27 protein-coding genes, 1 tRNA gene and 1 pseudogene are annotated in these 22,331 nt (G+C 59.3%); 12 read left to right on the top strand and 17 right to left on the bottom strand.

What is annotated here, in order from left to right; translation table 11 throughout:
- The first annotated feature begins 32 nt into the window (after positions 1-32).
- From BSG20_RS06820 to BSG20_RS06800, 5 genes and pseudogenes are all read left to right on the top strand, one after another.
- Entirely contained in the window at positions 33-608 is a 576-nt protein-coding gene (locus BSG20_RS06820) for a polysaccharide biosynthesis/export family protein (RefSeq protein ID WP_072372607.1), read from the top strand.
- Between the two features lie 6 nt (positions 609-614).
- Entirely contained in the window at positions 615-1,784 is a 1,170-nt protein-coding gene (locus BSG20_RS06815) for a glycosyltransferase family 4 protein (RefSeq protein WP_072372604.1), read from the top strand.
- A gap of 56 nt (positions 1,785-1,840) precedes the next feature.
- The gene (locus tag BSG20_RS06810) at positions 1,841-3,400 is read left to right on the top strand and encodes an undecaprenyl-phosphate glucose phosphotransferase (RefSeq protein ID WP_072372601.1); all 1,560 of its coding nucleotides are present in this window, start codon (positions 1,841-1,843) and stop codon (positions 3,398-3,400) included.
- Complete coding sequence (locus BSG20_RS06805; protein ID WP_072372598.1) at positions 3,397-4,677, top strand: O-antigen ligase family protein; 1,281 nt, start codon at positions 3,397-3,399, stop codon at positions 4,675-4,677. Before BSG20_RS06810 ends, BSG20_RS06805 begins: the two co-directional genes overlap by 4 nt.
- A gap of 3 nt (positions 4,678-4,680) precedes the next feature.
- Positions 4,681-4,973 (top strand): annotated as a pseudogene (locus tag BSG20_RS06800) (helix-turn-helix domain-containing protein).
- Between the two features lie 27 nt (positions 4,974-5,000).
- Here the strand turns inward: BSG20_RS06800 and BSG20_RS06795 are convergent.
- The 3 genes from BSG20_RS06795 to BSG20_RS06785 form a co-directional block, all read right to left on the bottom strand.
- Positions 5,001-5,213: a hypothetical protein gene (locus tag BSG20_RS06795; protein WP_072372706.1), complete on the bottom strand. Its 213-nt coding sequence runs from the start codon at positions 5,211-5,213 to the stop codon at positions 5,001-5,003.
- 179 nt (positions 5,214-5,392) lie between these two features.
- On the bottom strand, positions 5,393-5,608 hold the full coding sequence (locus BSG20_RS06790) for a hypothetical protein (protein ID WP_072372595.1): 216 nt from the start codon (positions 5,606-5,608) through the stop codon (positions 5,393-5,395).
- Between the two features lie 197 nt (positions 5,609-5,805).
- Positions 5,806-5,882 (bottom strand) — tRNA-Pro (locus tag BSG20_RS06785).
- Between the two features lie 369 nt (positions 5,883-6,251).
- On the opposite strand from BSG20_RS06785, the gene BSG20_RS06780 reads away from it, so the two are divergent.
- The 3 genes from BSG20_RS06780 to BSG20_RS36350 all read left to right on the top strand — a co-directional run bounded on the left by BSG20_RS06780 (position 6,252) and on the right by BSG20_RS36350 (position 7,551).
- Positions 6,252-6,635, top strand: a complete 384-nt coding sequence (locus BSG20_RS06780; protein WP_072372703.1) for a hypothetical protein — start codon at positions 6,252-6,254, stop codon at positions 6,633-6,635.
- A gap of 94 nt (positions 6,636-6,729) precedes the next feature.
- Positions 6,730-7,257, top strand: coding sequence for a CAP domain-containing protein (locus BSG20_RS06775; RefSeq protein ID WP_306372225.1), 528 nt, complete (start codon positions 6,730-6,732; stop codon positions 7,255-7,257).
- Positions 7,258-7,398: 141 nt separating this feature from the next.
- Positions 7,399-7,551: a hypothetical protein gene (locus BSG20_RS36350; RefSeq protein ID WP_167371547.1), complete on the top strand. Its 153-nt coding sequence runs from the start codon at positions 7,399-7,401 to the stop codon at positions 7,549-7,551.
- Positions 7,552-7,557: 6 nt separating this feature from the next.
- On the opposite strand, the gene BSG20_RS06770 is transcribed toward BSG20_RS36350, so the two are convergent.
- The 7 genes from BSG20_RS06770 to BSG20_RS06740 form a co-directional block, all read right to left on the bottom strand.
- A complete protein-coding gene (locus BSG20_RS06770; RefSeq protein ID WP_072372700.1) occupies positions 7,558-8,223 on the bottom strand; it encodes an HAD family hydrolase in 666 nt (221 codons plus the stop codon).
- Between the two features lie 112 nt (positions 8,224-8,335).
- Positions 8,336-8,878, bottom strand: a complete 543-nt coding sequence (locus tag BSG20_RS06765; protein ID WP_072372589.1) for a MerR family transcriptional regulator — start codon at positions 8,876-8,878, stop codon at positions 8,336-8,338.
- A gap of 217 nt (positions 8,879-9,095) precedes the next feature.
- Positions 9,096-9,434 carry an integration host factor subunit alpha gene (locus BSG20_RS06760; RefSeq protein ID WP_007801086.1) on the bottom strand — a complete coding sequence of 113 codons (339 nt, stop codon included), beginning with the start codon at positions 9,432-9,434 and terminating at the stop codon, positions 9,096-9,098.
- Between the two features lie 107 nt (positions 9,435-9,541).
- Positions 9,542-10,513 (bottom strand): beta-ketoacyl-ACP synthase III, encoded by a 972-nt coding sequence (locus BSG20_RS06755; protein WP_024316598.1) that lies wholly within the window; start codon positions 10,511-10,513, stop codon positions 9,542-9,544.
- 19 nt (positions 10,514-10,532) lie between these two features.
- A complete protein-coding gene (plsX, locus tag BSG20_RS06750) occupies positions 10,533-11,579 on the bottom strand; it encodes a phosphate acyltransferase PlsX (RefSeq protein WP_072372586.1) in 1,047 nt (348 codons plus the stop codon).
- Positions 11,580-11,682: 103 nt separating this feature from the next.
- Positions 11,683-12,237: a YceD family protein gene (locus tag BSG20_RS06745; protein WP_072372584.1), complete on the bottom strand. Its 555-nt coding sequence runs from the start codon at positions 12,235-12,237 to the stop codon at positions 11,683-11,685.
- A 10-nt stretch (positions 12,238-12,247) separates the two neighbouring features.
- Entirely contained in the window at positions 12,248-12,838 is a 591-nt protein-coding gene (locus BSG20_RS06740) for a ubiquinol-cytochrome C chaperone family protein (protein ID WP_177309817.1), read from the bottom strand.
- Between the two features lie 179 nt (positions 12,839-13,017).
- On the opposite strand from BSG20_RS06740, the gene BSG20_RS06735 reads away from it, so the two are divergent.
- The gene (locus BSG20_RS06735; RefSeq protein ID WP_024316602.1) at positions 13,018-13,554 is read left to right on the top strand and encodes an outer membrane protein assembly factor BamE; all 537 of its coding nucleotides are present in this window, start codon (positions 13,018-13,020) and stop codon (positions 13,552-13,554) included.
- Between the two features lie 74 nt (positions 13,555-13,628).
- Here the strand turns inward: BSG20_RS06735 and BSG20_RS06730 are convergent, their stop codons facing one another.
- From BSG20_RS06730 to BSG20_RS06720, 3 genes are all read right to left on the bottom strand, one after another.
- The gene (locus BSG20_RS06730) at positions 13,629-15,764 is read right to left on the bottom strand and encodes a sodium-translocating pyrophosphatase (protein ID WP_072372579.1); all 2,136 of its coding nucleotides are present in this window, start codon (positions 15,762-15,764) and stop codon (positions 13,629-13,631) included.
- 207 nt (positions 15,765-15,971) lie between these two features.
- Complete coding sequence (gene nusB, locus BSG20_RS06725) at positions 15,972-16,454, bottom strand: transcription antitermination factor NusB (RefSeq protein ID WP_024316604.1); 483 nt, start codon at positions 16,452-16,454, stop codon at positions 15,972-15,974.
- A 3-nt stretch (positions 16,455-16,457) separates the two neighbouring features.
- Complete coding sequence (locus BSG20_RS06720; RefSeq protein ID WP_024316605.1) at positions 16,458-16,913, bottom strand: 6,7-dimethyl-8-ribityllumazine synthase; 456 nt, start codon at positions 16,911-16,913, stop codon at positions 16,458-16,460.
- A 335-nt stretch (positions 16,914-17,248) separates the two neighbouring features.
- On the opposite strand from BSG20_RS06720, the gene BSG20_RS06715 reads away from it, so the two are divergent.
- The 3 genes from BSG20_RS06715 to BSG20_RS06705 all read left to right on the top strand — a co-directional run bounded on the left by BSG20_RS06715 (position 17,249) and on the right by BSG20_RS06705 (position 18,763).
- Positions 17,249-17,599 carry a hypothetical protein gene (locus tag BSG20_RS06715; RefSeq protein ID WP_072372576.1) on the top strand — a complete coding sequence of 117 codons (351 nt, stop codon included), beginning with the start codon at positions 17,249-17,251 and terminating at the stop codon, positions 17,597-17,599.
- Between the two features lie 98 nt (positions 17,600-17,697).
- Entirely contained in the window at positions 17,698-18,201 is a 504-nt protein-coding gene (locus tag BSG20_RS06710; RefSeq protein ID WP_072372573.1) for a cupin domain-containing protein, read from the top strand.
- A 25-nt stretch (positions 18,202-18,226) separates the two neighbouring features.
- On the top strand, positions 18,227-18,763 hold the full coding sequence (locus BSG20_RS06705; protein WP_072372570.1) for a GNAT family N-acetyltransferase: 537 nt from the start codon (positions 18,227-18,229) through the stop codon (positions 18,761-18,763).
- On the opposite strand, the gene BSG20_RS06700 is transcribed toward BSG20_RS06705, so the two are convergent.
- Genes BSG20_RS06700 through glyA form a run of 4 tightly spaced genes read right to left on the bottom strand, consistent with a single transcriptional unit; the run spans position 18,726 to position 22,243 of the window.
- Positions 18,726-19,346, bottom strand: coding sequence for a riboflavin synthase (locus BSG20_RS06700; RefSeq protein ID WP_072372568.1), 621 nt, complete (start codon positions 19,344-19,346; stop codon positions 18,726-18,728). The two genes, BSG20_RS06705 and BSG20_RS06700, sit on opposite strands and share 38 nt — an antisense overlap.
- Positions 19,346-20,455, bottom strand: coding sequence for a bifunctional diaminohydroxyphosphoribosylaminopyrimidine deaminase/5-amino-6-(5-phosphoribosylamino)uracil reductase RibD (gene ribD, locus BSG20_RS06695; protein ID WP_072372565.1), 1,110 nt, complete (start codon positions 20,453-20,455; stop codon positions 19,346-19,348). Before ribD ends, BSG20_RS06700 begins: the two co-directional genes overlap by 1 nt.
- Before the next feature lie 3 nt (positions 20,456-20,458).
- On the bottom strand, positions 20,459-20,935 hold the full coding sequence (gene nrdR, locus BSG20_RS06690; RefSeq protein WP_007531462.1) for a transcriptional regulator NrdR: 477 nt from the start codon (positions 20,933-20,935) through the stop codon (positions 20,459-20,461).
- Positions 20,936-20,944: 9 nt separating this feature from the next.
- Positions 20,945-22,243 carry a serine hydroxymethyltransferase gene (gene glyA, locus BSG20_RS06685; protein WP_072372562.1) on the bottom strand — a complete coding sequence of 433 codons (1,299 nt, stop codon included), beginning with the start codon at positions 22,241-22,243 and terminating at the stop codon, positions 20,945-20,947.
- Positions 22,244-22,331 lie beyond the last annotated feature (88 nt).

Raw genomic sequence — 22,331 nt, 5'->3', positions numbered from 1 at the left:
AGACCTAATTCGTTTTCCTATGAGCAGACGCGATGCCTTTCGCACAGCCCAAGTTCCTGATGGCTCTGAGCCTCGCCGCCATGACCGCGGTCGTGAGCGGCTGCAATAGCTATAAGCCCGCCCCTCAGGCCTTCAATCAGGCGACGATCCAGCCCTATTCGCTGGACAGCGGCGACCGGCTGCGCATTACCGTATTTGACCAACCGAGCATGACCAACACCTATACGATCGACCAGGCTGGCTACATTGCCTTCCCCCTGGTTGGCCAGGTCCCGGCTCGCGGACGGACGCTGCAGCAGCTGTCGGGCCAGATCGCCCAGAAACTCCGGCAAGGCTACCTGCGGGATCCAGATGTGACGATCGATGTCGACCGCTACCGCTCGATCTTCGTTATGGGCGAAGTCGGCCAGTCCGGCCAATACGCCTACGTTCCCGGAATGACGGTGCAGAACGCCGTTGCCGTTGCCGGCGGCTTTACCCCGCGCGCCAATCAAGGAGCCGTCGACGTGACCCGCAAGATCAATGGGCAAGTGATCACCGGCCGCGTCAACATCTCTTCGGCGATCATCGCCGGCGACACCATCTACGTGCGCGAACGACTGTTCTGATCCTCGATGACCGAACAGCGCCCCCTCCGCATCCTCCATTGCTTCAGGTCACCGGTCGGCGGAATCTTCCGCCATGTCCGCGATCTGGTGCTGGAACACAGCAAGGCTGGGCATGAGGTCGGCATTCTTTGCGACAGTTCAACGGGCGGCGAGCATGAGGACCGGCTGTTCGACGACATTCGTCCCTTTCTGTCGATGGGATTGACGCGCATGCCCATGCGGCGGCATGTCAGCCTCTCCGACATCGGAGTGATCTGGGATACGTACAAGAACATTAAAAGTTTGCGGCCGGATGTGCTGCACGGTCACGGCGCCAAAGGCGGTGTGCTCGCGCGGCTTGCCGGCTCAGCCCTGCGGGTGAACAGGTATCGCGTAGCCCGCCTCTACACTGCGCACGGCGGAAGCCTGCATTATTCGCGCAGGTCGCTCACGGGGCAATTCGTGCTCCGCATGGAGCGCTTGCAGGAATACTTCACGGACGCGCTCGTCTTCATCTGCGAATACGAGCGTGATGCCTACACCAAGAAGGTCGGGCGACCGCAGACGGAAACGCGGCTGATCTACAATGGGATCGCCGAACGAGACTTCGAGCTCATCCCGACCCGTTCGGATGCTGTCCACTACATCTATGTCGGCATGCTGCGGGACCTTAAGGGTCCCGATCTCTTTGTGGAGGCCTTCGCGAAAGCGGAGCGCATTCTCGGACGCCCGCTTTCGGCTGTGATGATCGGCGACGGGCCAGACCGCGACAGGTACCGCGAGATGATGATCGAGCGTGGCCTCGGCAAGCGGATCAGCATGCTACCGGCAATGCGCGTTCAGCAGGCTTTCGCCATGTCCCAGAACCTCGTCGTGCCGTCGCGGGCCGAAGCCATGCCCTACATCGTGCTCGAGGGCCTCGGCGCCGGCAAGACCATCATCGCGACCCGCGTCGGCGGAATTCCCGAGGTATTGGGCAGAGATAGCCCTGCCCTCGTCAACCCCGAAGATTCCGACGATCTCGCGCGTGTGATGGCCGATGCAATCCGCATCTCGGGCTGGCACGATGCGGCAATGCCGCCGATGGAAAAGGTCAAGTCGGTCTTTTCGGCCTCGATCATGGCCAACGATGTCCTGAAATTGTACCACGACCTCCTGGATCCCCAATCCAAGCAAGCTATTGCGGTTGCTTCGTAAAAGTTTCTTAGGGCCTTTCTGCTATTGCCGTTCCGATAACCAGCGGCGGTAGCCTCATGAACAAGGCAGAGAAAAGCGATCAGTTTGACCTGGAGGCGCTGCGCAAGCAGGTTTCGGACATCAATCGACGCGCCGAAGAGGCGGACGAAGAGGTTCACCCGGAGCCGATCAACACCTATGCCCGTCAGATCGCCGAGCAATTCATCGCTGGAAACCGCTCACCGGCCATCATCATCGGCCAGTTCCGCCTGTTCGAATTTGCATCGCAGTTTCTGATCGGGCTGCTCGCGTTTTCTCTCTGGCCTGGGAATGGGGCGGAGACACTTTCGGGCCGCGGGATCACTGCCGCTTTTGTTGCGGTTCTCCTCGTTTGTGCGCTCCAGACGGCCGACACCTACTCCATCCCAGCGCTCCGCGCCCGTATGCGTCTGCTGCCACGCGTCTTTGCGGTGTGGGCATCGGTCTTCCTGATCGTCATTGCCGGAAGCGCGCTCTCCGGCAATGTCGGGTTGGGACAGGCGCAGGCCTACCTTGCCTGGTTCGCTCCTGGGGCAATCTTCCTGCTCGCCGCGCGCTTCCTGATCGCCTACGCCATCCGCAACTGGTCGCGCAACGGTATCATGGAGCGCCGTGCGGTGATCGTCGGTGGCGGAGAACCGGCCAAGAATCTGATCCGTGTCCTCGAACAGCAGGCCGACAACGACATCCGGATCTGCGGCATCTTCGATGACCGTGGCGAGAAACGGTCGCCGATCATGGTCGCCGGCTATCCGAAGCTCGGAACGGTCGCCGAACTCGTCGAATTCGTCCGCATCACCCGCATCGACATGCTGATCATTTCGCTTCCGCTAAGCGCGGAGGCCCGCATCCTGCAGCTGTTGAAGAAGCTCTGGGTCCTGCCGGTCGATATCCGCCTGGCCGCTCACGCAAATCGACTGCGATTTCGCCCGCGCGCCTATTCGCGCATCGGGTCTGTGCCGATGCTCGATATCTTCAACAAGCCGATCCGGGACTGGGACTCGGTCGCCAAGCGCTGCTTCGACATCGTCTTTACGCTGCTTTGTCTGGCGCTTCTCTGGCCGGTCATGCTGGCAACAGCGATCGCCATAAAGTTGACCTCGAAGGGGCCGGTGTTCTTCATGCAGAACCGCCATGGCTTCAACAACGAGATCATCAACATCTTCAAGTTTCGCTCGATGTACGCCGACAAGGGCGACCCCACGGGGCGGGCCGCCGTCACCAAAGCGGATCCTCGCGTCACACCTGTCGGACGCTTCATCCGCAAAAGTTCGATCGACGAATTGCCACAACTTTTCAACGTCTTGAAGGGCGACCTGTCGCTGGTCGGGCCGCGTCCGCATGCCATTCTTGCCCAGGCGCGGGACCGGGCCTTTGGTGATGTCGTGGAAGGTTATTTCGCCCGCCATCGCGTGAAGCCCGGTGTGACTGGCTGGGCGCAGATCAACGGCTGGCGAGGAGAAGTCGATCACGACGACAAGATCAAGTTCCGGACGGCCTACGACCTCTACTACATCGAGAACTGGTCGCTCTGGTTCGATCTGAGGATCCTGTTCCTGACGCCCTTCCGGTTGTTCAACACGGAAAACGCCTATTGAGTGCGGTCGAGGCGACACATCTGCGGGTTGCCCAGCCACAGCGGGCGACGCTGCGCTTGATTGGGTCGGCGATGGTCGCCTTTGGGGTCTTTCTCTCCGGCTTCGTCATCGACGAGCCGGCACCCTACGAGCTTTGGATGGCAGCCCTCCTCGGCATCTGGTTCATCCTGGGCCTCAGGATCTCGCGCTTCACCGCGCCGCTTCTTGCCCTGCTGCTTGCCTTCAACGTCGGCGGAATGCTCTCGCTGACGCAAATGAAGGATCTCGGAACCGCGCCGATGTACGTCGCCGTCTCGACCTTCCTCGCACTTACGGCCATCTTCTACGCGGCGATCATCGAGGAAAGCCATCGGCGACTGCCGCTCATCTTCGATGCCTGGGCATTCGCCGCTGTCATCACCTCGCTGCTTGGGATCCTTGGCTATTTTCACGCCTTCCCGGGAGCGGAGGTTTTCACGCTCTATGATCGCGCCAAGGGTGCCTTCCAGGACCCGAACGTATTTGGCCCATTCCTGGTCCCGCCGTCCATCTATCTCGTCCATGGCATTCTTGTCGGCAGTTTGAGAGCTGCGCCGATCAAGGCCTTTGCGCTGCTGATTTTGGCGCTTGGCGTGTTTCTGTCTTTCTCGCGCGCGGCCTGGGGCCTCTTTCTTCTCGGCATTGTCCTTTTGATCTTCTGCATGCTGCTCAAGGAGCGCAGCGGCGCGTTTCGCCTGCGTATCCTGATCTTGTCGCTTGCGGCGGTCATGTTGCTGGTTGCGTCACTGGTCGTTGCATTGCAGTTCCCGAAAGTCAGTGCGCTCTTTTCGGCGCGTGCCCAGCTCGTGCAGCAATATGACGGCGAGCATCTCGGCCGTTTCGATCGCCACCGCATCGGCTTCACGATGATGATGGAGCGGCCGCTCGGAATCGGTCCGCTGGTCTTCGGCACGATGTTCCCCGAGGATGAGCACAACATCTGGCTGAAATCGCTGACGAGCTACGGCTGGCTCGGCTTTGTCAGCTATATCACGATGCTTTGCTGGACGATCTATCTCGGGTTCAGGAATCTCCTCAAGGATCGTCCCTGGCAACCCTATCTGATGATTGCCTGGATCGGAGTGCTTGGCCATGCCGCGATCGGCAACGTCATCGACATCGACCACTGGCGGCATGTCTACTTGCTTTTCGGCGTCGTCTGGGGCTGCGCCGCGCTGGAACAGCGCCACATACGCAATCATGCGGCGCAAGTGCCCCACATCGGCCTTGCGAATGAGCACCGGCGCGCTAGTCTTTGATTCATGATCACAGCAACACAGATGCGCGGCGCCCGCGCGATGACCGGAATGAGCATCGAGCAACTGGCAGCCGCATCCGGTCTGCCCGCTGCCACTATCGAAACGATGGAGCGCGACGAGCAGGAAGGCCAGCCGCACGCGCTGCTCGCCGTAAAGCAAGCGCTTGAAGCGGCGGGCATCATCTTCATCGGCAGCGGCAATCACGACGAAGGCGGACCGGGCGTCAGGCTACGAGCGCGTACCGGGATCGATAAGGTATCCGCCCAGAAAACCTCAACGCAGCAAACGACGACTAGCTCGTCGGCGTTCTTAGAGCTCCGGGATTACAAATAGGCCTTTGCAAGAGCCGCGAGCTTGCTCCGGTCCCTGACACCCTGTCGGTAAAGCTGGATCAGGAGCGCACCGATGGTCTCGGCGGCCGAGGTGTTCCGCTCGAGCCCCCTGTCCTTGCAGACATCGTCAAGCACCCCGGACAGAAGATCGAGATCGTCCGAGAAAAGCGGCAGGTCACGCGGAAGAACTGGGGATTTGAGCATGACGCCAAAGGTCCCATCAAGGGCTATCAACACCGGAAAGCATTGTCGTCGACCGCCCATCCATAGCCGACATTGCGGCCACTATGCGCCCGAGCCGACCATTTATCAACCGAACATTTCCGACAGAAACATTTATGTGAACGGTGCGTACCGAGCCGGCTTAATGCGCACATCCGGCGTCAGTTCTTCAGCCGCTCCGAGGTAAGCTGCGACTGGAGCGAGCCCTCAATGATGATCCTTGCGCTGACCTTGACGACATAGGCCTCGGCCAGTTCGGTCAACGCCAGCGCGATTTCGTGCTCCGGCCAGCCCGACGACACGGCCTTCTCGACCAGAGCCCCAAAGGGCTCCGATAGCGCTTCCCGGCATGTTTCCCTCGTTTCGCGGTCTGCCATGCGTCATCCACCAATATTCGCGGGACGTATATTACAGGACACTAATAGTTTATTCGAGTTGCGAAGACAAATTTCTAACCGCGGTATTTCCGTTGAGGCCTCAACAGGCAAACCATCAGCTGATTGTTCAACAAGTGACCATCGAGCAGGAGTGGTGACCTTCGGGCTGCTGGGGGTGCCGAAGGTTACTTTGTGAATGGTCGGGGCGACTGGATTCGAACCAGCGACCCCTTGACCCCCAGTCAAGTGCGCTACCGGGCTGCGCTACGCCCCGACCTGCCGAAACGGCCTGATCCTGTTAGTATTTTGGGATTTGGGGCGCAAGAGGAAATCGACAGGAGAGAATAAAAAAGGACCGACGAGTGGAAAAGCGCGCTTCGGCCGCTAAGGGTTCCCGCTGCGTTCGGGGAGGCCATGCATCTCACAACAAGTCGAGTGAGCGAACGCCATTCGCTTGTCGCAACGCGATGGCTTTGCGATGGGCCAAGTGAGCCAAAAATTTCTGAGACGCAACGGAGTCTTGGAATCCCGGCTCGCGCTACATATCGATATACGTCGAAATACGGGCTTGCGTTAGCAACTACTTAAGGCGAATTTTGCCGGGGACATACCATGTAATTCGGCGATGCTCTTGGGGGACGACATGAAGAAAATCGTGATTGCCGGCATATTGATGCTCAGTTCTTGCACAGGCATCACTCAGCGAGACCAAACGATCCCGTACACGCTTTCGATGGGCGAGATTTCTGCCGTTCAGAATGGAATTCGAAGGTTCCTTAAAGATCCCGCCAGTGCGACGTTCGGAAACATGATGGCAGCACAGAGACAACCAGGGATCGTCTATGTTTGCGGCATAGTAAACTCCAAGAACAAAGCTGGGGCCTTTACTGGCGGTGAGCCCTTCGCTGGCGTTTTGAAAAACACGATTGCGGCCGGGAGAACCGCCTTTTCGTTCACCCTGACCGCCCAGGGCACCGCACGATCAAACCTCAACGACATGTGCCGGCAGAACGGCGTCGTCAGCTGAGGCTCGTCCTTCGGGTGCCTCCTGACCGCATCACTCCAGCTGGCCTGGCTCTTTGTAGCTCACATTTCCGCTCGATATCGATAACTGTGGCGCAATGCCTCGTTTATGGTTGCCTGGATCGCTTGCTTTGTTTCTGCTTGGGCAGGCCCGCCAAAGGCGAATCGTTGCCAAGATGAGAAATCCGACCATGAAAATGCTACGGACAACAGCAATTGCGATTCTCAGTTCAGCATGTGCAAGTGCAGCCCAACCGCCAACGACGACAAGCGATTTTGGCTCCCAGACACTGGCTCTCATTAATTCTTATAGGGCGAGCCGCGGCCTATCTCCCCTCGCCGCAAATGGCACTTTGAAAGCGTTGGCTCGCCAACACTGCCGGTACCAAGCAACACGGAGAGCCATCAACCATGATGGCTTTCGCCAGAGATCGGCTCAAGCCAGAGCTGCGGGGCTCAGCGTGGTGTGTTCAGAAAATGTCGGCGTTGGATATACGACTCCGCAGCAGCTTTTTGCTGGCTGGAGGAGTTCCCCGGGTCACAACACGAATTTGCTTCGACCTAACCTGCGATACGCGGGAGTAGCTGTGATCGGAGGCTACTCGACTTTCTTTGCTTGCCAGTAGCACGTCACATGTCGCTGTTGGCTAGGAACTCAAAAATGCTTGCTCGATCCGCGCTACGCGAATAAGAGACCTGCAAAACGCGAGACTTTGGATAAGAACATGCAGATCGAGATCCCCTGCCCGAAATGCAGGAACACACGAATGAAATTCGAGCGTCCCGAGCCGCTCGACACCGATATCCTTATCTGCTTCACCTGCGGGCATGAATTGGGGACGCTGGGCTCGGTCAAGGCAAAGATGCTTGCTGCCTACGAGCGCATGAAGAAGCAAGCCCAGCAACAACGCAAGCACTAGCCCGCGCTATTTGGCGAGCGCAACGCGGCCGTCGGGGCTGATCTCAACACGCCAGCCCCGGTAGTCGGGGATCGAAAAATGCGGCGTCGCGAACGGCGTCGTATGTGTTTCGGTAATGACCGTCACATCTGCGCCCGCCGCTTCGCCCGCGAGGATTCCGGCAACGGCATCTTCGAACACCAGGCATTTCGTCGGATCGACTCCGAGGCGCTTGGCACCCAGCAGGTAGCATTCCGGGCTAGGCTTTCCAGCCGCCACGTCTTCGCCGCTCACCATCGCGACCGGCGTCGGAATTCCCGCCGCCGCCATTCGGGTTCTGGCGAGTTCGATCGGTGCCGAGGTTACGATCGCCCACTTTGCCTGCGGAATGCTGTTTAGGAAATCAATCGCTCCCGGGATCGGGACGATGCCTTCGACATCCTCCATCTCCTCTTTCAACAATTGCCTCGCCTCATGCTGAGGATCGACGCCCGGCAGCGCCAGCTGGCGAATGACATCGCTGGCGCGAATGCCGTGAATCGTCTTGAGGAAAACCTCCGGCTCCAATCCATGGCGCACTGCCCACTCGCTCCAGACGCGTTCGACCACGGCAATGGAATTCAAGAGCGTGCCGTCCATATCGAAGAGGAAGGCGTCATAAAGTTTGCCGGGAACGGAATGAGACGCAGTCACGAGGGCTTCCTTGGTAAGTTGTATCGAATTCCCCATCGCCAGCCGATGGCGTCTTCTCCGATCGAATGAAGGAACGGTGCTTGCCTATATCACCCGAAGGCGAACAAGTTGGTCAGCGAACCTGGTCCAGCAAGCGTTTGCACTCCAGGAGATCGTAGAGTGCTTCCTGCAGCAGCGCCCGATCCTCCTTGCCGACGCTCGACTTGCCGATCGAAATCTCGGGAGATTCTTCGTCGCCACCGCCGAAATTGAAGAAGCGGCGGGTAATCGGCGGTTTCGCGCGCCCGACCACCTGATCCTCGTCGGACATTCCGACCCGCGGTTCGGCCGTGTTGGTGTCATCCTGCGGGCCGCCCGTCAGCGCCTGGACACTGGCAAGATCGCCATGTCCTATCGAGATGACAAACTTGTTGCCATTGGTCTTCAGAAGCTTCTGCACGCCCTTGATCGTGTAGCCGTGATCATAGAGCAGGTGGCGAATGCCCTTCAGGAGATCGATATCCTCGGGCCTGTAATAGCGGCGGCCGCCGCCGCGCTTCATCGGCTTGATCTGAGGAAATCGCGTTTCCCAGAAGCGTAGGACATGCTGTGGAAGGTCTAGGTCATCCGCCACCTCGCTGATGGTGCGGAAAGCATCGGGGCTCTTATCCAACATCCTTACTCCCTACGCGGTCTCGGGGCGTGCCGCGCGTCTGTTCGGCTGATAGGACGCAGCTGTATCTCACGAACGCCAGAACCGAGCCGCGACTCATCATATTTCAACGGTTTGACGCCGTGAATTCAAGTCACGTCTTGAATACCGCACAGATCGTTCAGGGAAGATTATAGTTGTTGTCGCCGAACGAGAGAACGATTCTCCCTTTTGGGTCCGGTCAGGAGGCCGGATTGGCGGTCTTCTGCTTGGTCTTGCGCAGGGTGTGCGCCTTGAGAATCCGAGTCTTCAAGACATTCGACGCCTTAAAGGTCATGACACGTCGGGGAGAGATCGGTACTTCCTCGCCCGTCTTGGGGTTACGTCCGATGCGCTCGTTCTTGTCTCGCACCTGGAAGGTCGCAAAGGACGAGAGCTTGACGGTCTCGCCGCGGACGATCGCGTTACAAATCTCGTCAATGACAGTTTCCACGAGTTCGGCAGATTCGGTTCTCGAAAGACCGACCTTGCGAAAAACCGATTCCGCCAGGTCTGCTCGCGTCACTGTCTTTCCGGTCATGGTTTCCCCGCCCATTTGCCAATTATATTATGAAAGCGAACAAAGAGTATTTGTCTTGCGCCTCACGGTCAAGCTCTTGTTCGTCGGTAGTTTTTTGGATTTTCGGGTTACCAGCGCAGGAGTGCTGCGCCCCAGGTGAAGCCGCCGCCCATCGCCTCCAGCATCACCAGATCGCCTTCCTTGATCCGGCCATCGCCGGCTGCCGTTGCCAGCGCGAGCGGAATCGAGGCGGCAGACGTGTTGCCATGAAGATCAACCGTAATGACTACTTTCTCAGGAGAGATATGCAACTTCTTGGCGGAGCCATCAATGATACGCCGATTGGCTTGATGCGGCACCAGCCAGTCGAGATCATCCGCAGTCGTCCCGGTTGCGTCGAAGCCAGCCTGAATGACATCGGTGATCATACCGACGGCATATTTGAAGACTTCCCGGCCTTCCATACGCAGCTTGCCGACAGTGCCCGTCGTCGAGGGGCCACCGTCCACATAGAGCTTGTCCTTGTGGGAGCCATCGGAGCGCAGATGCGCCGTCAGTACGCCGCGATCGGCAGTCGTGCCCTCGCCTTCCGCAGCTTCGAGCACAATCGCGCCTGCACCGTCACCGAAGAGTACGCATGTTGTGCGATCGTTCCAGTCGAGGATGCGCGAGAAAGTCTCGGCGCCAATCACCAGCACGCGCTTGGCAAGGCCGCCGCGGATATACGCGTCGGCCGTCGTCACAGCATAGACGAAGCCCGTGCAAACCGCCTGCACGTCGAAGGCAAAGCCATGGCTCATGCCGAGGCGATTCTGAATATTGACGGCAGTCGCCGGAAAGGTGTTATCCGGCGTCGAGGTGGCGCAGATGATGAGGTCGATATCGGCCGGCGTCAGTCCGGCCCTGTCGAGCGCAGCACGCGCTGCCGCTTCGCCGAGCGACGATGTCGTCTCGCCCTCGCCGGCAATGTAGCGCTGGCGAATGCCCGTGCGCTGGACAATCCATTCGTCTGATGTGTCCACGACATCTTCCATGTCGCGGTTGGTCATAACGCGTTTCGGAAGTGCGGCTCCGAACCCGCGAACAACTGAACGGATCATATTGCTTAAACCCCGTCGCTCATGCGGCTTCCGGCCCGATCGGGGGCTGCCGCTTGGCATGATACTTTTGAAGATCGTTTTCTATTTTCTGATTGAGGCCATTCTTGGCCATGTCATAGCCGACCTCGATGGCAGCAGCGATGCCTTCGGCGTTAGCGCCACCATGGCTCTTGATGACACCGCCGTTGAGGCCCAGGAAGACACCGCCGTTCACACGGCTCGGATCCATCTTTTCGCGCAGCATGTCGAACGCGCCTTTCGCGAAGAAGTAGCCGATCTTGGCAAGCAGCGTGCGCGACATTGCAGCGCGCAGATATTCGCCGATCTGGCGCGCCGTCCCTTCGGCCGTCTTCAACGCAATATTGCCGGAGAAGCCTTCGGTCACGACGACATCGACGGTTCCCTTGCCGAGATCGTTTCCCTCGACGAAGCCATAGTACTCGAGCGAGTCGATGTTGGCCTCGCGGAGCAGGCGCCCCGCTTCCTTCACCTCTTCCTGCCCCTTGATCTCTTCGACACCGACGTTCAGCAAGCCGATCGTCGGACGTTCGATCTCAAACAGCGCGCGTGCCATTGCCCCACCCATGAGGGCGAAATCCATCAACTGCTGTGAATCCGCCCCGATCGTCGCGCCGACATCAAGCACGATGCTCTCGCCCTTCAGCGTCGGCCAGATAGCGGCGATCGCAGGCCGCTCGATATTGGCCATCGTCCGCAAACAGAACTTGGCCATCGCCATGAGGGCGCCGGTGTTGCCAGCAGATATGGCAACGTCGGCTTCCTTCGTCTTCACCGCTTCGATCGTCCGCCACATGGTGGAGACATAGCGACCGCGGCGAAGCGCCTGGCTCGGCTTCTCATCCATGCGGACGGCGAGTTCGCAATCGTGAAAAACGCTCTTTTCCTTGAGCTTCGGAAACCTGTCGAGAACCGGCTCGCACTGTTCCTTCAAACCATACATCACGAAGGAAATATCGGGATGTCTTTCCAGTGCCTTGGCAGCGCCGGGGATGACAACCTGGGGACCAAAGTCGCCACCCATGAGGTCGATAGAAATTCTGATCACGCGTCCCTGATCCTTATTTTTCGCCTCCGGCGGGCGAAATTTCGGCCAAAATACCGGTTTTCCCGTCGCTTACAACTGAATTGTGTCAAATCCCCAACGGGGTTCAGTCCTTTTTCCAATCCTTCAACACGGCGAAGGCGGACGGCTTTTTATCGTCCTCTCCGAGGTCTTCCATGTGACCGCCGAACTCCACACCGGGCTTGCGCGGATAGGGATCGATCGCAAGCGCTGCAAATTCCGTGACCACCTCACCTGCGTCGATCGTATCGCCGCTAAAGCTTTCAGGAAGGTCCGGACCGTCGGGATCGAGCACCATTTCGCCCGCATCGTTGGCTGGTCGGCGTGCAAGCTTCGAATTTTCAGGCACGAAGATCTGCTCGAAGGTCTCGTCGATCGCGGATGGGACCGAATCGAGGGTGACGACGCAGGATTGGACAATATTTGCTTGAACCCTGCCCTTCAGACGGATGCCGTCGCGCTTCCACCGAGCGATCTGGAGTTCGGCTTTGAGGCTGTCGACCGAAAGGACATTCCAACGCTCGGCGAGCGCCGCCAACTCCCGCTTATCGGCCTCCAGATGCACCTCGACAGGATTGGCCGATATATGACCGACATTTACGAGGTAGGAGAATGGCACGTCATCTCTCTTGTTCTTCATCGTCTTCTCCTCAGGCAACCTTTGGGAGCGTCGCGGAGCCGGTCGCGATGACGTCTTCCGACTGAGACAAAAGATAATCCTCAGCCGCAAACATCCAGCTCGCGAGACCGCGCATATCGACCGGCTCATTCGTCTTGGGATGAATGTTGCGAACGAGTGCGGTGGCAAGCCCTTCGGCATCCCTGATGTCCATCGCCTTGGAATAGGCCTCAAGACGGCCATAGAACATGCCGGCCAGCTTCTTCATGCGCTTCGGAACGGTGTTGTCGCCGATCCCCAGTTCCCGGATGGAGTAGTCGATATCCTCGAAGAAGGCGTCGACGATTTCCTGTGCGATTTCCTGACCGCTTGTCCCGGACGTTCGCGTGCGCCGGAAGAAGAGGATCATCACCGCCGAGAGCATTTCGAAGCGCCCCATGACCGTATCCGGGACATTCAAGCGCTCGTAGAATTCGGGCATCCGCGCGGCCGACGTTAATGTCTGATATTGCCGATCAACGATTGCCTGATTGTTGTTTTTCTTGCCAAAGAGCCCGAAGATCATCGTTTTTTCCGGAAAGACCTCATTCTTGACGCCAAGCGGCGTCCGGCCTTGTTGCATGATTTCGAAAGCTGGTTTACCGAAGCAGGCGCGAATTGCAATGCCGAAGGTGGCCACTTTCGGGACAGCACCCCATCTGTCCGCACGAGCCAACGGGAGGTCTGACCCCGGAATGGCCACAATGGTTTTGCATCAGCGATCTGAGGCCGGTGGCTGCCATTCATAATTTTAGGGAGTAGATGTCGTTGACGAAACGGTATTTCAAGTCTGACAAAAAATTCCTCAGCAATGCCGCCATTGCCATCATGATCGCCTCCGCCGGACTTTCGGGCTGCCAGACAGGAACCGTGCTTAATGGCGGGTATGTCGCCGACGAGCAATCGTTGAACCTTGTCCCGGAAGGATCGAGCCGCGAGCAGGTTCTCCTATCCCTGGGCACGCCGTCGACGACGGCGACGTTCGATGGTGAAGTCTTCTATTACATCTCACAGCGCCGCGAGCGCTCCATGGCCTTCCAGAAACTGAAGGTCGTCGACCAGAGCGTTCTGGCGATCTATTTCGACAAGGACGGCATCGTTACGCGTCGCGCGAACTACACCCTCAAGGACGGCAAGGTTTTCGATACGATTACCCGCGTCACCCCGACAGGCGGCAAGGACTTCACCTTCCTGCAGCAGCTTCTGTCTGGCGGCAGTGCCGCGAACGCTGCCAAGGGCCTCTTCGGGGGCGGCACCTCTCAGCCGGCCTCGCCGCAGAACCCGGCCAGCTTGCGCTAACGCCGGTAGAATTCTCAAAGAAAAACCCGCCGTCTGGTGCGAGACGGCGGGTTTTTTAGTGTTCGCGTTTAGCCTCAGGCCAGAACGGCAAGAAGAAGAAGCGCGACGATGTTGGTGATCTTGATCGCCGGATTGACGGCCGGACCGGCCGTGTCCTTGTAGGGGTCGCCGACCGTGTCGCCAGTCACCGAGGCCTTGTGCGCATCGGATCCCTTCATGTGGCGAACGCCGTCCTTGTCGACGAAGCCGTCCTCGAAGGATTTCTTGGCGTTATCCCAGGCGCCGCCCCCCGATGTCATCGAGATGGCGACGAAGAGACCGTTGATGATCACACCGAGCAAGGAGGCGCCCAGCGCCGCAAAGGCCGAAGCCTTCGAACCGGAGATGGCAAGAACGCCGAAGTACACGACGACCGGTGCCAACACCGGCAGCAAGGACGGTATGATCATTTCTCGAATGGCTGCCTTCGTCAGCAAGTCGACCGCCCTGCCATAGTCCGGCCGCTCCGTCCCCTGCATGATGCCCGGCTTCTCTTTGAACTGGCGGCGAACCTCCTCGACGATCGCGCCGGCCGCACGACCGACGGCAGTCATGGCAATGCCGCCGAAGAGATACGGAATCAGACCGCCGAAGATCAGCCCCGCCACTACGTAGGGATTCGAGAGGTCGAACGAGATCTCACCAATTCCCGCAAAGTAAGGGTACTTGTCCCCGTTCGCCACGAAATATTTGAGATCGTACGAATAGGCAGCAAAGAGCACGAGTGCTCCGAGGCCCGCCGACCCAATCGCGTACCCTTTGGTGACCGCCTTCGTCGTGTTTCCCACGGCATCAAGCGCGTCGGTCGACTTGCGAACTTCAGGCGGCAGATGGGACATCTCGGCAATACCACCGGCATTGTCCGTTACTGGACCGAAGGCATCCAGAGCCACGATCATGCCGGCAATGCCGAGCATCGCGGTAACCGCAATGCCGGTACCGAAAAGACCACCCAACTGATAAGTGGCAAGAATGCCGCCGACGATGACAATGGCCGGCAACGCCGTCGACTCGAGCGAAACTGCCAGCCCCTGGATGACGTTGGTTCCATGACCGGTCACCGACGCCTGGGCGATCGAGTTGACCGGGCGCTTGTTGGTGCCTGTATAGTACTCGGTAATGACGACGATCAGCGCTGTCACGATCAGACCGACGATACCGCAGAGAAACAGCTGTGTGCCGGTGATGTCCCTGCCGCCGACGGTTCCGACGCTTCCCCACCCGATGGTCAGGGACGTAGCAGCGCCGAGACCGACGATTGACAGCAGGCCGGTCACGACCAGACCCTTATATAGGGCGCCCATAATCGACCCGTTGCTGCCGAGCTTGACGAAGAAGGTGCCTATGATCGAGGTAATGATGCAGGCGCCGCAGATGGCAAGCGGATAGACCATTGCCAATTGCAGGATGGGCGCGCCGGCGAAGAAGATCGCTGCGAGAACCATCGTTGCAACGACGGATACGGCGTAAGTTTCGAAGAGATCCGCGGCCATGCCTGCGCAATCGCCGACGTTGTCGCCGACGTTATCAGCGATCGTGGCAGGGTTGCGCGGATCATCTTCCGGGATGCCCGCTTCAACCTTGCCGACAAGATCGCCGCCGACGTCGGCGCCCTTGGTGAAGATGCCGCCGCCCAGACGGGCGAAGATCGAAATCAGCGACGCACCGAAACCAAGCGCGACAAGTGAATCGATGACCTCGCGGGAGCTTCCCTCGTGCCCAAGAATGACGGTCAGGACGTAGTAGTAGACGGACACGCCGAGCAAGGCGAGACCAGCGACCAGAAGCCCGGTGATCGCGCCCGACTTGAATGCGATCTCAAGTCCCGCCGACAAGCTTTGAGACGCTGCCTGCGCCGTGCGCACGTTGGCGCGCACCGAGACGTGCATGCCGATGAAGCCAGCGGCGCCCGAAAGAACCGCGCCAATGAGGAAGCCGATTGCAGCGATGCCGGAGAGCAGCAGCCAGGCTGCAATGAAAACGACGATGCCGACGATTGCGATCGTCTTATACTGGCGCATCAGGTAGGCCTGCGCACCTTCACGAATATAGCCTGCAATTTCCTGCATGCGCTTGTTACCCTGATCAGCGGCAAGCACCGACCGGGTCGCCCAGATGGCATAGACCACCGAGAGCAGACCGCATGCTATTACCCATAAAAGAATGCTCATTTCGCTCTTTCCTCCAAAAGAGCCGGAGTTCACTCCCTCTCCGGCTGCGAATACGCCGACTCGATTTCCTCCCACAGAAATGCTGCAACGCCGCGAGGAGATTGCGTGGAGGAAAACGGCGCGTCAAGCCCGCAAACGCCAAAAGCCCTTGCAGCACAATGGGAACCGGGAGTTTCTGGAGGTCGGGGCCACAGCCCCGGCAGAACGCTACTTCTTGGCTTCGCCGCGAACCTGCTTCGCGATGCGGTCAAGCACCGCATTAACGAGCTTCGGCTCATCTTCGCTAAAGAAGGCCTGGGCGATCTCGACGTATTCCGTCACGATGACCGCGACGGGAACATCCTTGCGATCGAGGATCTCGAACACGCCGGCACGCAGGATCGCGCGAACCGTGCTATCGAGACGCGACAGCGCCCAGTCGTCCTGAAGAGCGGACGCGATCAGCGGATCGAGTCGACGCTGTTCTCGCACGACCCCGGAGACGATGGAGCGAAACCAGGAGGGGTCGGCCTTCAGATAGGTCTCGCCGTCGAGTTCCTGGCCGAGGCGATGCGCCTCGTACTCGGCGACGATTTCCAGGACGCCGGTGCCGCCAATATCCATCTGGTAGAGCGCCTGAACGGCAGCCAGGCGCGCAGCGCCTCGCTGGTTCGCGGTCTTGACGGGACGCTCCGAGTTTTCGTTGCTCATTCGTTATGCACCCAATCTCTTCTTCAGCTCGATCATCGTGAGAGCTGCGCGGGCGGCAAAACCGCCCTTGTCCTTGTCCGAACGGCGGGCACGAGCCCATGCCTGATCGTCATTTTCCACCGTCAGAATACCATTGCCAATGGCAATGGACTCGCTCACTGCCAGATCCATCAGCGCACGCGAGGATTCATTCGACACGATGTCGAAATGATACGTCTCGCCACGGATAACCATGCCAAGTGCGACGTACCCGTCGTACTGCGTACCGTCATTATCTGCTCCGTCGAGCGCCATGGCAATCGCCGCCGGAATTTCGAGAGCGCCGGGAACGGTGACGACCTCGTAGGTCGCGCCGGCCTCTTTCAACGCGAAAGTCGCGCCTTCAAGCAAGGCATCGGCCATGTCGTCGTAGAAGCGTGCTTCAACGATCAGAATGTGGGGAGCGGTTTCTCGCGCCATGCTTCACCTTGGGTAGCTAGAGGACTTCGCCATTCGGCAGGCCGCGGTCAAAACACGCCGCGACCCGAATGGCAAGCAAATTCCGAACATGGATTGGATGCGAAATCTTGGAATCACGGCAAAGGCAGGGTGGACGATCCTCGCATCGCCTTGCCGCGACAGCTTCCCGGCGCCTCGAAGATGGCAAATGAAGGGCGATCCGCATGAACAATTTGTAACTAAAACCCAGATACTTATCAGTTGAAGGCGGATCATCCCGACACCAATTTCACCTGCGTAACGCTGACGATCCACTGCCGACAACCGATCGTCAGAGCAGATGAAAGGATACTCCCATGAATCGCGTTGCCGCCATCGCCTCCGCAGTCGCCACTCTCGCCTTTGCAGGCGCCGACCGTGCGGAAAGTCTCGATAGGAATACCCCGTCGGGCATCGAACGAACGCTGCGCAGCTTCAGAGGCGGCAATCTCGATGTTCGGCAGGTGTACGATCACGGCGGCTCGGGAAGTATCGGTGACCCCAAGTCCTTTGCCGCACGCAGCCTGAACGACATCCAAATGATCCGCGCCGCCATTGCCGTCAACAAGCCTCTTGTGCATCAACTCAACGCCAGAGGCGTCTTGTTGGGTAACATCGTCAATGCCGACCAGGCCGCGGATGGCGGTATCACCGTCTACTATCGATAAAAGCAAGGGCGGCAGCAGAAGGCTGTCGCCCGATATTATGCTTTGCGGTTGTATTTTTCCGCAGGATGGTGCCTCCTCCCCGGAAACAGGAGGAGCAAATGTCCAGCGTATCGAAGCCAGTGATCAACGTCGCCGATGTGAAGCTTGAGCATTGGAAGCAAGGAGATCTGTACGAGAGCGCAGATGTCTCGTTCGGGTCGCTTCTCGGTCTCGCCGGTCTTGGCATAAGCTATAATGAAGTGCCGCCCGGCAAATCGAGCTGTCCGTTCCACAACCATCATGTGGAGGATGAACTGTTCTTCGTTATTGAAGGCACCGGCGAGTATCGTTTCGGTCCTGACCGCTATCCAATCCGGAAGGGCGACACGCTTGGTGCGCCAGCCGGGGGACAAGAGACCGCCCACCAGATCATCAACACAGGTTCGACGCCTCTCATTTACCTCGGCATCTCGACAATGGCGAAGACCGAGATTGTCGAATATCCGGATTCCGGCAAATTTCTTGCCAAGACCAATCGCGACGGAGCGCAAATGAACCGCTTTCGCTTCATCGGCAGCGAAAGCAGCAACCTGGATTATTGGGATGGGGAGCCCGGTGCATGATGCCCACTCAGGAGAGCATTTCGAAATGACTAGCATTTTGACCATCGAGACCGAGCGGCTGTTGCTGCGGCCGCATACCGTCGACGATTTCGAGGACTACCAGACGATGTGGAGCGACGAAGCGGTGGTGCGCTTCATCGGGGGTGTGCCCTGCACCCGCGAGCAGGCCTGGGCACGCCTGCTTCGCGTCGCCGGCATGTGGCATCACATGGGTTTTGGGTTTCTGGCGATCGAGGAAAAGCAGTCAGGACGCTTCATCGGGGAAGCAGGCTTTCTTGACATGAAGCGGGACATGCATCCGGTCTCCACGGAAGGCACCTTGGAAACGGGTTGGGGTATCATGCCCTGCGCGCAAGGCCGCGGCTACGCCTGCGAAGCGCTGACCGCGCTGATCGCCTGGGCGGAAAAACGCTTCCCCTCCAAACCCATGACCTGCATCATCGACCCGGGGAACGACGCTTCGCTGCGCCTCGCACGTAAGCTCGGCTTCCGCGAAATCCAGCGATGCAACTACAATGGAGAGGTCATTCTGCTTTCGCGGTCGGGAACTCAGCCAACCTAGCGGCGTACCGCGCCATGGTGTCGACTTCGAAATTGACGAAATCTCCGGCCTTGCGCTCGCCCCAGGTCGTGACCTCGAGCGTATGACGGATCAGCAGCACGTCGAAATCGGTGCCATCAACCGCGTTGACGGTGAGCGATGTGCCGTCGAGGGCTATAGAGCCTTTGGGTGCGACGAACTTGGCGAGATGCTCGGGCGCCCGCAGGCGAAAGCGCGTCGCATCGCCCTCTTCGGTGACGGAGAGGATCTCGGCTTTGCCGTCGACATGCCCGGAAACGATGTGACCGCCGAGCTCATCGCCGATCTTCAGAGAGCGCTCGAGATTGATGCGGCTTCCTTCCTTCCACGTCCCGACGGTCGTCAAACGCAGCGCTTCCTCCCAGGCTTCAACCTCGAACCAGCAGCCGTTGCTGCCGTCGCTAGGCAAGCCGGTCACCGTCAGGCAGATGCCGGAGTGGGAGATCGAGGCGCCCATGTCGATCGTCGCCGGATCATAGGCAGTGGCGACACGCAGCTTGATGCCTTCCTTCAACGGGGAAACGGATTCGATCGTGCCGACGTCGGTAACAATTCCGGTAAACATCAAAGCTCTCTTTCGTACTCGTCCAGGCGATCGTCGCCAAACATGAAGGTGCCCTTGTGCAGGAAGCCCGATGGCATATCGGTCGTCGTCACCGGCGATTCAATACCGTCCTGCCCGATCACGACCGGTCCCCGGTAGAAGAGAATGCGATCGACGTATCCGGCATCAAGGAAGAGCTTCGCCGTCCGCTGGCCACCTTCTACGACAAGCGAGGAAATGCCGCGCGATGCGAGTGCGGGCAGCAGCTCGTCCAGGCGGTTGGGATTGCATTGGACGATTTCGACACCTGCCCGATCCAGCGCTGCGCGACGTGCGAGGAAAGCCTCGTCCCCGCTGTTGTCGAAGTGGGGCGGCTCGGTTGCGACGACGATGACCGGCACCTCCCTTGCGGTGGTCACCAGCCTGCTGTCTAACGGCAAGGACAGATTTTCGTCCAGCACGACGCGGATCGGCGATCGCGTCTCAAGGCCAGGCGTGCGAACCGTCAGCAAGGGATCGTCGGCGATAGCCGTGCCGATCCCAACCAGAATCGCATCGGTTTCAGCGCGCAGCTTCTGGACCTCAGCGCGTGCGGCAGGACCGGTGATTGCGATCTGCCCCTCGCCCTTTTTCCCGATCATGCCATCGGCGGAAACCGCAAGCTTGAGAGTCACATAGGGCCGGTTCTTCGTCTGCCGCGTGAGATAGGCAGCGAGCGAGCGCTTGCCTTCATCTTCGAGAATCCCGGACTCGACCTCGATCCCGGCATCGCGCAATCTGGCAATACCCCTACCCGAAACACGCGGGTCCGGATCGGTCACGCTGATGACGACGCGACCGACGCCATAGGCAATCAGCGCCTCGGCGCAGGGCGGCGTCTTGCCGTAATGCGAGCAGGGTTCCAGCGTCACGTAGGCAGTGGCCCCCCGCGCCAATTCGCCGGCTTCGGCCAATGCCTGCGGCTCGGCATGCGGTCGCCCGCCAACTGCCGTCACTCCACGGCCGACGATCTGCCCGTCAAGCACGATGACGCAGCCGACCGACGGATTGGTGAATGTCTGGCCGAGATGCAGGAGACCCAGGCGGATCGCCTCTTGCATGAAACGCGCGTCGTCATCCGAAGCGCTCATGGGCTAGTTGTCCAGGGGATCGCGAGCGATCTTTGCGTTGATCTCGGAAATGACTTTCTCGAAATCCTCGGCGTGCGAGAAGTCCCGATAGACCGAGGCGTAGCGAACGAAGCCGACATCATCGAGGCTCTTTAGCGCCTCGAGCACTTGCAGGCCGATCTGCTCGGAGCTGATCTCGACTTCGCCGGAGCTTTCGAGCCGTCGAACTATACCGGAGACCGCGCGCTCGATTCGGTCGCGGTCGACGGGGCGTTTGCGCAACGCGATCTCGAAAGAACGCACCAACTTGTCGCGATCGAACGGTACCTTGCGGCCAGTCTTCTTCGACACCATCAGTTCCCGCAACTGCACGCGCTCAAAGGTCGTGAAGCGACCGCCACAGTCGGGACAGATACGCCTCCGGCGGATGGACGTGTTGTCCTCCGCCGGGCGTGAATCCTTGACCTGTGTGTCTTCCGATCCGCAGAATGGGCAGCGCATGCGCTATCCTTAGACGATGTAGTCGTACATTGGGAAGCGGTTGGTGAGGTTCATCACCTTGCCACGTACTGCGGCTTCGACGGCGGCGTTGCCTTCGTCGGAGTTGGCGACCTTCAGGCCATCGAGAACCTCGACGATGAGGTTGCCGATTTCCTTGAATTCCGCTTCCTTGAAGCCGCGCGTCGTGCCGGCCGGTGCGCCGAGACGGACGCCCGAGGTAACGAAGGGCTTTTCAGGATCGAACGGAATGCCGTTCTTGTTGCAGGTGACGTAGGCGCGGCCAAGTGCGGCTTCCGCCCGCTTGCCGGTCGCATTCTTCTTGCGAAGGTCGACGAGCATCAGGTGGTTGTCGGTGCCGCCGGAGACGACGTCGAGGCCACCGGCGATCAGCGTTTCGGCAAGCGCCCTGGCGTTCTTGACGATCTGGGCCGCATAGTCCTTGAACTCAGGCTGAAGCGCTTCGCCGAAGGCAACGGCCTTGGCTGCGATGATGTGCATCAGCGGACCGCCCTGGAGACCCGGGAAGACGGCCGAGTTGAACTTCTTCGCCAGATCCTCGTCGTTGGTCAGGATCACACCACCGCGCGGGCCGCGCAGCGACTTGTGGGTCGTGGTCGTGGCAACGTGGCAATGCGGGAACGGCGACGGATGCTGGCCACCTGCAACGAGACCGGCGATGTGAGCCATATCAACCATGAGGTACGCGCCAACGGAGTCAGCGATCTCGCGGAAGCGCTTCCAGTCCCAGATACGGGAATAAGCAGTGCCGCCGGCGATGATGAGCTTCGGCTTGTGCTCTTGCGCCTTGCGGGCGACCTCGTCCATGTCGAGCAGGTTGTCGCCTTCGCGGACGCCGTAGGAGACGACGTTGAACCACTTGCCGGACATGTTGACCGGCGAGCCATGCGTCAGGTGACCGCCCGAGTTGAGGTCGAGGCCCATGAAGGTGTCGCCCGGCTGCAGCAACGCGAGGAACACGGCCTGGTTCATCTGCGAACCCGAGTTCGGCTGAACGTTGGCGAAGTTGACGCCGAAGAGCTTCTTGGCGCGTTCGATCGCCAGTTCTTCGGCAATGTCGACGAACTGGCAGCCGCCGTAATAGCGCTTGCCCGGATATCCCTCGGCATACTTGTTCGTCATGATGGAGCCCTGGGCTTCCAGCACCGCACGAGACACGATGTTTTCGGAGGCGATGAGCTCGATCTCATGCCGCTGGCGACCGAGCTCCTTTTCGATCGCGCCGAAGATGTCCGGATCGGTATCGGCAAGCGAACGATTGAAGAAGGTCTGGGTGGAAGCATTTGTCATCGGCGGGCTCCTCAACTGGAATGCGCGAAGGTATTAGCGTCCCGCCCTGTCAAGGGCAATACGAAGAACGACATTTGCTAGGCAATCT

Source organism: Rhizobium tibeticum (genome assembly GCF_900110205.1).
In the GTDB taxonomy this organism is placed as follows: Bacteria; Pseudomonadota; Alphaproteobacteria; order Rhizobiales; family Rhizobiaceae; genus Rhizobium; species Rhizobium tibeticum.
The sequence above is the reverse complement of the archived record's forward strand: the minus strand, read 5'-3'. Positions and strand labels throughout refer to the sequence as shown.

Bases quoted from the DNA above. Each gene is read 5' to 3' on its own strand.
- BSG20_RS06820 (WP_072372607.1), top strand. From the start codon at position 33: ATGCCTTTCGCACAGCCCAAGTTCCTGATGGCTCTGAGCCTCGCCGCC.
- BSG20_RS06815 (WP_072372604.1), top strand. From the start codon at position 615: ATGACCGAACAGCGCCCCCTCCGCATCCTCCATTGCTTCAGGTCACCG.
- BSG20_RS06810 (WP_072372601.1), top strand. From the start codon at position 1,841: ATGAACAAGGCAGAGAAAAGCGATCAGTTTGACCTGGAGGCGCTGCGC.
- BSG20_RS06795 (WP_072372706.1), bottom strand. From the start codon at position 5,213: ATGCTCAAATCCCCAGTTCTTCCGCGTGACCTGCCGCTTTTCTCGGAC.
- BSG20_RS06790 (WP_072372595.1), bottom strand. From the start codon at position 5,608: ATGGCAGACCGCGAAACGAGGGAAACATGCCGGGAAGCGCTATCGGAG.
- BSG20_RS06780 (WP_072372703.1), top strand. From the start codon at position 6,252: ATGAAGAAAATCGTGATTGCCGGCATATTGATGCTCAGTTCTTGCACA.
- BSG20_RS06775 (WP_306372225.1), top strand. From the start codon at position 6,730: ATGCCTCGTTTATGGTTGCCTGGATCGCTTGCTTTGTTTCTGCTTGGG.
- BSG20_RS36350 (WP_167371547.1), top strand. From the start codon at position 7,399: ATGAAATTCGAGCGTCCCGAGCCGCTCGACACCGATATCCTTATCTGC.
- BSG20_RS06765 (WP_072372589.1), bottom strand. From the start codon at position 8,878: ATGTTGGATAAGAGCCCCGATGCTTTCCGCACCATCAGCGAGGTGGCG.
- BSG20_RS06760 (WP_007801086.1), bottom strand. From the start codon at position 9,434: ATGACCGGAAAGACAGTGACGCGAGCAGACCTGGCGGAATCGGTTTTT.
- BSG20_RS06755 (WP_024316598.1), bottom strand. From the start codon at position 10,513: ATGATCCGTTCAGTTGTTCGCGGGTTCGGAGCCGCACTTCCGAAACGC.
- BSG20_RS06745 (WP_072372584.1), bottom strand. From the start codon at position 12,237: ATGAAGAACAAGAGAGATGACGTGCCATTCTCCTACCTCGTAAATGTC.
- BSG20_RS06740 (WP_177309817.1), bottom strand. From the start codon at position 12,838: ATGCAACAAGGCCGGACGCCGCTTGGCGTCAAGAATGAGGTCTTTCCG.
- BSG20_RS06735 (WP_024316602.1), top strand. From the start codon at position 13,018: ATGTCGTTGACGAAACGGTATTTCAAGTCTGACAAAAAATTCCTCAGC.
- BSG20_RS06730 (WP_072372579.1), bottom strand. From the start codon at position 15,764: ATGAGCATTCTTTTATGGGTAATAGCATGCGGTCTGCTCTCGGTGGTC.
- nusB (WP_024316604.1), bottom strand. From the start codon at position 16,454: ATGAGCAACGAAAACTCGGAGCGTCCCGTCAAGACCGCGAACCAGCGA.
- BSG20_RS06720 (WP_024316605.1), bottom strand. From the start codon at position 16,913: ATGGCGCGAGAAACCGCTCCCCACATTCTGATCGTTGAAGCACGCTTC.
- BSG20_RS06715 (WP_072372576.1), top strand. From the start codon at position 17,249: ATGAATCGCGTTGCCGCCATCGCCTCCGCAGTCGCCACTCTCGCCTTT.
- BSG20_RS06710 (WP_072372573.1), top strand. From the start codon at position 17,698: ATGTCCAGCGTATCGAAGCCAGTGATCAACGTCGCCGATGTGAAGCTT.
- BSG20_RS06705 (WP_072372570.1), top strand. From the start codon at position 18,227: ATGACTAGCATTTTGACCATCGAGACCGAGCGGCTGTTGCTGCGGCCG.
- BSG20_RS06700 (WP_072372568.1), bottom strand. From the start codon at position 19,346: ATGTTTACCGGAATTGTTACCGACGTCGGCACGATCGAATCCGTTTCC.
- ribD (WP_072372565.1), bottom strand. From the start codon at position 20,455: ATGAGCGCTTCGGATGACGACGCGCGTTTCATGCAAGAGGCGATCCGC.
- nrdR (WP_007531462.1), bottom strand. From the start codon at position 20,935: ATGCGCTGCCCATTCTGCGGATCGGAAGACACACAGGTCAAGGATTCA.
- glyA (WP_072372562.1), bottom strand. From the start codon at position 22,243: ATGACAAATGCTTCCACCCAGACCTTCTTCAATCGTTCGCTTGCCGAT.